Source organism: Acinetobacter gyllenbergii (assembly GCF_001682515.1).
Taxonomy (GTDB): Bacteria; Pseudomonadota; Gammaproteobacteria; order Pseudomonadales; family Moraxellaceae; genus Acinetobacter; species Acinetobacter gyllenbergii.
Genome location: NZ_KV575268.1, coordinates 111886 through 121414, shown reverse-complemented (window position 1 = coordinate 121414; position 9529 = coordinate 111886). Strand labels below are relative to the sequence as shown.

Here is a 9529-nt window from a genome sequence, read left to right as displayed (position 1 = left end):
TTAATAAAGATACAAAAAGATAATAATAATTCTCATTAAATAAAATGATAATTTTTGTATTGGCAATAGCTTTTATAGATTTATAAAAACATAGAAATAACAGTATCTTAATAATTACATTGTCTACAGCTTTTATTTTATTTGTCTAAAAGATCAAAGAATTCTGCGTCAAGCAATGTTGCTAAATCCTGCGGGTCAACACCAATGTCCAGCCCTCTTTTCCCACCACTGACATAAATTTTATCAAACGCTTTCGCCGTCGCATCAATAACGGTCTTAAGACGTTTCTTTTGTCCTAATGGGCTAATCCCCCCTACCAGATAACCTGTTAGGCGCTCAGCATCTTTAGGATTGGCCATTTGTAGTTTCTTACAGCCTACTGCTGTCGCCACTTTTTTTAGATTGAGTTGGTGATTCACTGGTAGAACCGCAATGAAATAATTCTTTTCGTCGGTCACCATTAAGGTTTTAAAAACTTCTTCCACCTTTAAATTGAGTTTTTCTGCTGCTTCCAGTCCGAAACTTTTTGCATTTACATCATGTTCATACTCATGAATAGAAAATGATATTTTATTTTTTTCTAACAGTTTACAAGCAGGTGTCATAACAATTCAGTATTTTTGTCTAAGTTTAGCAGTTAGATAAGTGTATCATTTTTAAATAAAGGTTTAAATTTACTTAGGCTATTTTTGATATAAATCTATTCTTGATAAATGACCTCGCAACCTCATATATTGGCTAACGGTGAAATAAACAGGCTCAATGGTTTTATGAGTTATAAACATAATAATTTGATGGCAATGCGTCAGAATTATTGGGATGATGAATCATCCAGCACAGTACAAGCTGAAAAACAATTTCTCAGAGAGATGCTTATTGAAGAAGGCATTTTCAGAGATGCGACTTTAGACGACACCAAGTATTTTTTCTTTACGCTCCCCAGTATTATTATTGTCAAAGCTTATGCGGTTGGCTTTCATCATAGTCAGGTTAAGCGAATGTTAGTGAAACATATCCATAGCAACAGAGCGGCTTTAATGCGAAAGTCTTCACTCAAAATTCAGTTTAAAATTTAGGACATATGTATAGTAAAGATCACGTAAATACGAAATTTTTACTTAGGCTATTTAAGAGTAGTTGCTCTTATTGCACAAATTTAGACTGATAATTCAAGAGATTGAACTATTTTAATACGTTCAAAAGCTGTAATATCCGCTACAATTCAAGTCTCGGCTTTCAACCCTCCGATTTCAGCATAGGACTTTTCTTTCATGTCAGATCAGAACGATAAGCTTAAGAATCTAAAAACCTCATCGGTGGATCGTCGCTTATCTATTGCAAAAGCTTCTTTACTTGCTGGAACACGTTGGGCGACTGCAAGTGCTACTTCCCTATTTTCGAGTGAAGAAGAAAAAGAGAAGAAACGTAAAAAAGCCATGGCTGAACAGGCGCACTATTTAGTTTCTGAAATTGGGAAATTAAAAGGTTCAATCGTCAAGATTGGGCAAATGATGGCGCTTTATGGCGAACATTTTTTACCTGAAGAAATCACACAAGCCTTAAATACACTCAACAACCAAACTGTTGCCTTGGCTTGGCCTGCAATTAAAACGCACTTACAAGATCAACTGGGCTCGAAACTCGATGAGCTGACGATTGATCATGAACCGATTGGAACAGCCTCACTTGCCCAAGTCCATCGTGCTACCCGTAAGTCAGATGGTTTAGAGTTAGTGCTGAAAATCCAGTATCCAGGTGTTGCTGAAGCGATTGATTCCGACATGAATCTATTTAAGAACATGCTGAAGCTCACTCGCATGGTGCCTCAAACCCGTGAGTTTGATCAGTGGTTTGATGAAGTTCGTGAAATGATGCATCGTGAAGTCGATTATGGCATTGAAGCGGCAACGACACGTCGCTTTGCTGAGCGATTGAAAGATGATCCTCGTTATGTAGTGCCTGAAATCATTGAGGAATTTTGCGCTGAGAAAGTGTTGTGCATGACTTTTGAGCGTGGCGTACCAGTCAATAGCCCAGTAATGCTTTCCCTCCCTCAAGAGCGTCGCAACCGATTAGGCGAAGCCTCTTTAGAAATCGCAGTGCGTGAACTATTTGAATGGGGTGAAATGCAGACTGACCCGAACTTTGGTAACTACTTGGTTCGTTTAGGCAACGGTGAGGATGTTAAAGATAAAATTGTGCTACTCGACTTTGGTGCAATTCGCCAATTTGATAACAATTTACTGACCGTAGCCCGCAATCTGATTCATGCAGGTTATGAGCATGATAAAAATGCCATGGTTAAAGCTATGACAGGCTATGAATTTTTTGATGCCATGCCTGAAAGTGTTAAACCTGGTATGGCGGATGTGTTCCTGATTGCAACAGAGGCATTTAGCTGCCCAAGCAACAATCCAGATATGCCTACAGGGATTATGGATGATCAAGATCGTTATGACTGGAAAAAGAGCCAACTGCATAATCGTGTAATGCAACAGGCTGGTCAATCGATGGCGTCACGCTATTTCTCGATTCCTCCAAAAGAATTTATGTTTATTAGTCGCAAATTCATTGGTGCTTATACCTTTATGACCGTGATTGAAGCAAAGACCAATGTACGTAAAATGATTCCGCAATTTGCTGAATAAGTTACTTATTCAATATTTAAAAGGCCTGCCTAACGCATTGGACAGGCCTTTTTTATTTGCTCTATTGAGCAATTGAAACATGGACTTGCTCAGTCATGTTTTTACTCTCATAGGGTAAACCCACATAATTTTCTGCTAAGGTCGTCTTACCCGCTGTAGAGCCAAGGATATAACTGAGTTCGGCTTGTTTAATCTTATGTTCAAACTCAGTTTCTGTTTCAAAGCGATGCAATAAGTGGGTCATCCACCAAGAAAAACGCTCAGCCTTCCAAACTCGTTGTAAACATTTTTCTGAATATTCTTGGATACCCTGATCTGAACCTTCGACATAATATTGAATCAATGCACTTGACAGATAAGCAATATCTGAAGCGGCAAGATTCAGCCCTTTTGCGCCCGTTGGTGGAACAATATGTGCCGCATCACCGGCTAAAAATAGCTTGCCGAAGCGCATGGGTTCAGTCACAAAACTGCGTAGTGGCGCGATACTTTTTTCGATTGATGGTCCTGTTAGCAACTTTTCTCGGCTTTCAGCATCTAAACGCAATTTGAGTTCTTCCCAAAACCTCTCATCTGACCAATCTTCAACTCGATCATTGATCGGCACTTGCAAGTAGTAACGACTCCGTGTTTCTGAACGCATACTGCATAAAGCAAACCCACGTTCTGATTGGACATAAATCAATTCATCGGCAACAGGAGGCACATCGGCTAACACGCCTAACCAGCCAAATGGATACACTTTCTCATAGGTCTTGATTTTATCCTGAGGCACGCTGGCTCGGCATATTCCATGATAGCCATCACAACCTGCAATAAAGTCTGATTCTATCTGGATGGTTTGACCATGATATTCAAATTGCACCTTAGGCTTTTGATAAAAATCGCTAATCTGTACATTTTGGGCTTCATAAAAGGATTTTAGGTGTGCAGCTTCTCGGGCAGCCATCAAATCTTTAGTCACTTCGGTTTGACCATACACGGTGACCTGCTTTCCGCCCGTTAGTGCAGATAAATCGACTCGATGCTTATGGCCATTGGTCAATATCTCAATGCCTGAATGCGGTAATCCTTTCTCTTTTAAATGCTGATCGACACCTGCCTGCTTAAGTAAATCGACAGAAACTTGTTCCAAGATACCTGCGCGTATCCGTGAAGCGACATAATCAGCACTGCGCTGCTCCACGATAATATGCTCAATACCAGCTTGGTATAGGAGCTGCCCAAGTAACAATCCGGCTGGACCAGCACCAATAATTGCGACCTGTGTTGTTAAAATTTCCATGACATCTTCCTTGTGATCTGCTGTCTTTTAACTTACTGCTTTTAAGTTGTGTGCACGAGATAGCCAAGTTGAAAAGAACCGTTTATCATTTCATTTGTCCGAATAGCGGACAAAACATCACAATAACAGGAATGGAAGCATGGTTAAGGTTGATGCTGTATTAGAGCACCCTAGTTCATATGAACAGATTCGTCAGGAAGACTACATTGCAGGTTTAGCAAAGGGCCTAGCTTTACTGGAGGCTTTTGGGGTTGATCGACAACGTTTAAATGTCACTCAAGTGGCTGAACGGACTGGAATCAGTCGGACAGCAGCACGGCGTTATCTTAAAACTTTGAAATATCTAGGCTATTTAGAGACAGATGAGCATTATTTCTGGCTCACCCATCGTGTATTACGTTTCTCAAGTTCTTATTTAAGTTCAGCCCATCTGCCTAAAATTGCCCAATCTTTCCTGAATCTTTTATCTGCACAAACCACATTAACCTTTTCATTGGTGGTTCTAGATGATAACGAGGTAGTCCCGATTGCACGTAGCTATCTGCCTCAGCAGGATAATCTTCGTGTCAGCCCTTATGGTATGCATTTGGGCAATCGCTTACCTGCACATGCAACCTCAACAGGCAAAGTATTATTAGCAGCGTTATCTGAACAAGCTCAACGGGACTGGGTGAAAAGGTTCGGTTTAAGACGTTTAACCCCTTTTACAATAACCGACGAAATCAAGTTTTTTGAGGTACTGAAAACAATATCAGAAGCAGATCACTGCCTATCCAAAGAAGAACACGAACTCGGTGTGATTGCGATTGCTGTACCTGTGATCAATGCCCAAGGAAAAGCGATTGCAGCGCTAAACTGCATGTCACAGACCAACCGAGTACAAGAAGATTATTTAGTCCAGCAGATTTTGCCGCTACTGCGCAACACCGCCAATGAACTACGCAATGTGATTTAAAAGGATTTGTCCCTAATGCTTTAGAGACAAATCAGAAGGAATTTCCAAGATAGCTTAGAATGGATAATGAGGCGCTTGTGCCTGAATCGTCATCCATTGCCATTGAGTAAACTCATCCGCATTCGCAGGTCCACCAATCCGTGTGCCATTGCCTGAAGCACCAAAGCCACCAAAGGGATTCACCGTTTCATCATTCACGGTTTGATCATTGATATGCAATAACCCAACATTCAGCTGTTGCCCAAGCTGCATGCCACGGCCAACATTGGCAGTAATAATCCCCGCCGAAAGCCCGTAATCTCCATCATTTGCAAGTTCAATGGCCTGTTCATCGCTGTTAAAAGGAATCAGCACGGCAACAGGACCGAAAATTTCCTCAGCAAAAATTGGATTGTCCTGTTTGACATCTGCTAAGACCGTTGGTTCAAAAAACACACCATTGGCCTGTCCACCAACTTCCAGTTTAGCCCCATGCGCTATTGCTTCATTGACCAACTGCTCAACCCGTTGTGATTGTTTGGCATTAATCAAAGGGCCAATCGTGACATCGCTATGCAAAGGATTGCCCACCACAAAATTTTTGACCTTTTCAATCACACGTTGTTTGACTTGCGGATAGATCTTTTCCTGAATCAGGATTTTTCCAGAAGTCATACAGATTTGACCTGAATGCAAAAAAGCACCCCACGCGATATTCTCTGCCGCAAGCTCAATATCGGCATCGTCCAGAATAATTAGCGAGTTTTTACCGCCTAACTCAAGCGATACTTTTTTCAGTGTTTTAGCCGCATTTGCACCCACAATCCGCCCTACATGCGTTGAACCGGTAAATTGAATACTGGCAATATTTTTATCCAAGGTCAGTGCTTCGCCCACTTCAGCCCCACCAGGCAGTACGTGTAGCAGTCCTTGTGGTAAACCAGCCAATTCAAAAATACGGGCAATCGCGTAACCGCTACAGACCGCGGTACGTTCATCAGGTTTTAAGACCACCGCATTTCCAAGCGCCAAGGCTGGCGCAACCGCACGTAGCGCAAGATACAATGGAAAATTAAACGGTGAAATGACACCGACCACACCCAAAGGCACTCGCTTGGCCAAACTCAATTTACCTGCAGCTGTTGGCAGTAATGTGCCCTGATCGGTTGCGGGTAAAGCGATACAATGTTTCAGTACTTGAATAGCAATGTTCACTTCAAAACCAGCTTTCAACTGTAGCGAACCACTTTCTTTCACCAACCATTCAATAATTTCAGCCTGATGTTCAGTTAAAATCTGCACAGCACGCTCAAATACCGCCTGACGTTCTTGATAACTGAGCGCCCACCATTGCTTTTGTGCAATCTTGGCTTGCTGAGCCGCCTCGACCACATCGGATGCATCTGCATAACCAATCTGCCCTAAGGACTCACCAGTCGCAACTTCAACCACTTGATAACCGTTTTTGGCGGATTGCCATGTACCACGAAATAATTTTTGATCCCAAATTTCTTTTGTTAAAATAGACATCATTAACCTCGTTGTATTTCCTTAAATAAAGTATTCACTTTTAGTCCGATTTATATCCAAAAATGTAGTGAAAAATGCTTTCCTGTATTTTTCTGACTTAAAAAGTAGAAAAATTTACACTCCATCATCAACTAATATTTAAAAACAAACTGTTGCTTTTTGATGTCTTGTTATCGCGGATGTTCTAAAGAAATTGATCAGCTCAAATGTTCTATTTATGCTGTTGTTGGCTTGATTTGGTGATCTGACTGAAAATCTTGATAGGTCTTACGTTCAGGTGAATTTTCCACTAAAGGCAGGACTTCTGTCATGCTATTTAAACAACGCTGCGCCAAGTGAATATATTCTTGCGTTCCTTTGATTTTCCATTCACGTTCTTGTTCTGTTAAATCTCGCACAACTTTTGCAGGGCTTCCCATTGCCAGTACATTAGCAGGAATTTGATCTTTGGTTTTGACCAAACTGTTTGCACCAATAATGGTATTTTCACCAATCTCTGCATAATCCAGAATCACACTATTCATGCCAATCAACACATTTTTACCAATACGGCATCCATGCAAAGTGGCAGCATGACCAATATGCCCCATTTCTTCAATCAGGGTGATACTTTGTGGAAAACCATGAATGATGCAGTTGTCCTGTACATTGGCATTCTGCTTGATCTGGATACGACCAAAATCAGCACGCAATGAGGCAAATGGCCCAATATAAACCCCAGCCTCAATGATCACATCGCCAATTAAAACCGCAGTAGGGTGAACAAATGCACTGGGGTGAACCACAGGAATCACCCCATCAATGCTATAACAAGGCATGACTCAACCTCTCGTTACTCTGGATTAAGCCACCAAAACGACGCCAAAAATGTGCAGTTGCATTTGGCATTGGCCCTTCTGAGGTTGCAGCGACTGACAGGAAGTAGTCATCTGCCGCTTCAAAAACTTTCTTATAAATATTCATGGATAAAGTACGGGCATTGATTGCAGGCCAGTCCGCAGATAACAGCTCTAGGGGTAATGCAGGGTCTTTGAGTAAAATCCGACGGTAATAATGGATCAGTAAGGTCCGAATCTGAAAGGCTTGAATCGGTTCAATCACTTCATCTTCTTGCATCAAGATCGTACCAATCTCTCTAAACATATCCAGAAACTGGAGATAGCGTTGACGCAGCTCATCAATCGGCCAATTGGTTTCTAACATACGGCTAATGGTGTCGGTTGAGTTATTAAACAGTTGTAAGGTCTCGGCCTTAAACACCACCACCTGTTCACTCATATTGAGGTCAACCAACAGCTTTTGTAGTTGTAGACGATTCGAACCTGGATACGCCATCAGATTGGTCGAAATATTGGCGAAGCCCAACCATTCCAGTTCTTTCTTTAAAAAAGCCTTATTGTCGGTGTCCAGACTCGACATCAAAATCAAATCCCAAGAATGATCCCATTCTTTCATTTGATCATTATAAATCCGCTGCTCAGCCTGTAAGTATTTGGAACGACTGGCATCGGTAATACGATAAAAACTGGTTCTGCCGATCTTTTCTGAGCCAAGCCAATCACTTTTAACCAGGCGAAAAACTGAAGTTCGTACAGCACGATCATTAAAATTAAATAGCTCCAGTAACTGAATCAAGCTGGCAAGGCTAATGTTACCGCCACGATGCAACACCGAATCCCCAAAAATAGTGGAAATGAGCGAAGTTCCGCTTAAGGTTTCATTCTGAATAATCGAATCAATAATTTGCTGTAACTTTGCACTCATACGTTTATCTTGGCATTTAGATTCAGGATATAGAGGATACTATACCCTGAATGGTCATAATGTTAAGCAATCTGACGCATATCAATGACGCGTTTTGCTTTCCCTTCAGAACGTGGCAAGGTCAGTTCGTTGACCACCTCCACAGTGACTGAGATCCCAATCATGGTTTTAATCCGCTGCATCAACTGCTGAGCCAACTGCTGCGCCTGCTTGTCACAGTTATGGCACATTTCGGTACGGATATGCAAAGTATCCATATGACCTTTCTTTGCTACCAAAATTTCATAATTCGGCACCAGACTTGGCACTTGTAAAATCTGTTCTTCAATTTGAGTCGGAAAAACATTAACACCACGAATGATCAGCATGTCATCACTACGGCCTACGATTTTATCCATACGGCGCATGGCAAGGTTCTGTCCAGCCAATAAACGAGTTAAATCGCGGGTACGATAGCGGATAATCGGCAAACCTTCTTTGGTGATGGTGGTAAAGACCAATTCACCGAGTTCGCCATCCTGACACACTTCACCTGTTTCTGGGTTAATAATTTCAGGATAGAAATGATCTTCCCAAATCGTCAGTCCTTCACCTTCATTCAGACATTGCATGGCAACACCAGGGCCCATAATCTCCGATAAGCCATAAATATCCAGTGCTTTGATATTCAAACGCTCTTCGATCTCACGGCGTAACTCTTTTGACCATGGCTCAGCACCAAAAATACCAACCTTTAACGAAGTATTACGGGCACTGCCGAATTGCTGCTCCAGTTTTTCAATAATGCTGACGCAATACGATGGCGTGACCATAATTGCTGTCGGTTTAAAGTCCTGAATCAGTTGCACCTGTTTCTCTGTCTGACCACCTGACATCGGAATCACGGTTGCACCCAAACGTTCAGCACCATAATGGGCCCCTAAACCACCAGTAAACAGACCATAACCATAAGCCACCTGAATCATATCTTTGGCACTTAGACCTGCCATACGCAGACAACGCGCCACGATGTCCGACCAAGTATGAATATCTTTTTGGGTATAACCGACTACAGTGGGTTTGCCTGTGGTGCCTGAAGAGGCATGTAAACGTACAATCTGCTCCTGTGGTACTGCGAACATACCAAAGGGATAGTTCTCTCTTAAATCCTGTTTGGTGGTAAAAGGAAATTTAGCCAGATCATCCAAGTTAATAAAATCATCTGGATGCACACCTGCTGCATCAAACTTTTTCTTATACACTGGGCTATGCGCATAAACATAGGTCAAGGTGTCTCTTAATCGTTTGGTTTGCAACGCTCGTAACTCCGCAAGCGTCATTTTTTCTACATCTTCTGTGATGAGGCTATCCACTGCCGTCTCTCCTATG

Annotated in this window: 9 protein-coding genes; 3 read left to right on the top strand and 6 right to left on the bottom strand. The window is 41.9% G+C overall.

Features of this window, described 5'->3' with window-relative positions; all coding sequences use genetic code 11:
- Nucleotides 1–137: 137 nt before the first annotated feature.
- Entirely contained in the window at nt 138–605 is a 468-nt protein-coding gene (gene ybaK / locus NG55_RS16735) for a Cys-tRNA(Pro) deacylase (RefSeq protein ID WP_065343870.1), read from the bottom strand.
- A 165-nt stretch (nt 606–770) separates the two neighbouring features.
- Between ybaK and NG55_RS16730 the strand changes: the two genes are divergently transcribed.
- Together NG55_RS16730 and NG55_RS16725 are read left to right on the top strand one after the other, a co-directional pair.
- Nucleotides 771–1076 carry a hypothetical protein gene (locus NG55_RS16730; protein WP_016540236.1) on the top strand — a complete coding sequence of 102 codons (306 nt, stop codon included), beginning with the start codon at nt 771–773 and terminating at the stop codon, nt 1074–1076.
- A gap of 195 nt (nt 1077–1271) precedes the next feature.
- Nucleotides 1272–2648, top strand: a complete 1377-nt coding sequence (locus NG55_RS16725; protein WP_016540237.1) for an ABC1 kinase family protein — start codon at nt 1272–1274, stop codon at nt 2646–2648.
- Between the two features lie 61 nt (nt 2649–2709).
- Here the strand turns inward: NG55_RS16725 and pobA are convergent, their stop codons facing one another.
- Nucleotides 2710–3933, bottom strand: a complete 1224-nt coding sequence (pobA, locus tag NG55_RS16720; protein ID WP_065343869.1) for a 4-hydroxybenzoate 3-monooxygenase — start codon at nt 3931–3933, stop codon at nt 2710–2712.
- 139 nt (nt 3934–4072) lie between these two features.
- On the opposite strand from pobA, the gene pobR reads away from it, so the two are divergent.
- Nucleotides 4073–4888 (top strand): IclR family transcriptional regulator PobR, encoded by an 816-nt coding sequence (gene pobR, locus NG55_RS16715; protein WP_016540239.1) that lies wholly within the window; start codon nt 4073–4075, stop codon nt 4886–4888.
- Nucleotides 4889–4942: 54 nt separating this feature from the next.
- On the opposite strand, the gene NG55_RS16710 is transcribed toward pobR, so the two are convergent.
- From NG55_RS16710 to paaK, 4 genes are all read right to left on the bottom strand, one after another.
- The gene (locus tag NG55_RS16710) at nt 4943–6397 is read right to left on the bottom strand and encodes a benzaldehyde dehydrogenase (RefSeq protein WP_065343919.1); all 1455 of its coding nucleotides are present in this window, start codon (nt 6395–6397) and stop codon (nt 4943–4945) included.
- A gap of 215 nt (nt 6398–6612) precedes the next feature.
- Nucleotides 6613–7215 (bottom strand): gamma carbonic anhydrase family protein, encoded by a 603-nt coding sequence (locus tag NG55_RS16705; protein WP_065343868.1) that lies wholly within the window; start codon nt 7213–7215, stop codon nt 6613–6615.
- A complete protein-coding gene (paaX, locus tag NG55_RS16700; protein ID WP_065343867.1) occupies nt 7202–8161 on the bottom strand; it encodes a phenylacetic acid degradation operon negative regulatory protein PaaX in 960 nt (319 codons plus the stop codon). Before paaX ends, NG55_RS16705 begins: the two co-directional genes overlap by 14 nt.
- Nucleotides 8162–8223: 62 nt before the next feature.
- A complete protein-coding gene (gene paaK, locus NG55_RS16695) occupies nt 8224–9513 on the bottom strand; it encodes a phenylacetate--CoA ligase PaaK (protein ID WP_065343866.1) in 1290 nt (429 codons plus the stop codon).
- Between the last annotated feature and the right edge of the window lie 16 nt (nt 9514–9529).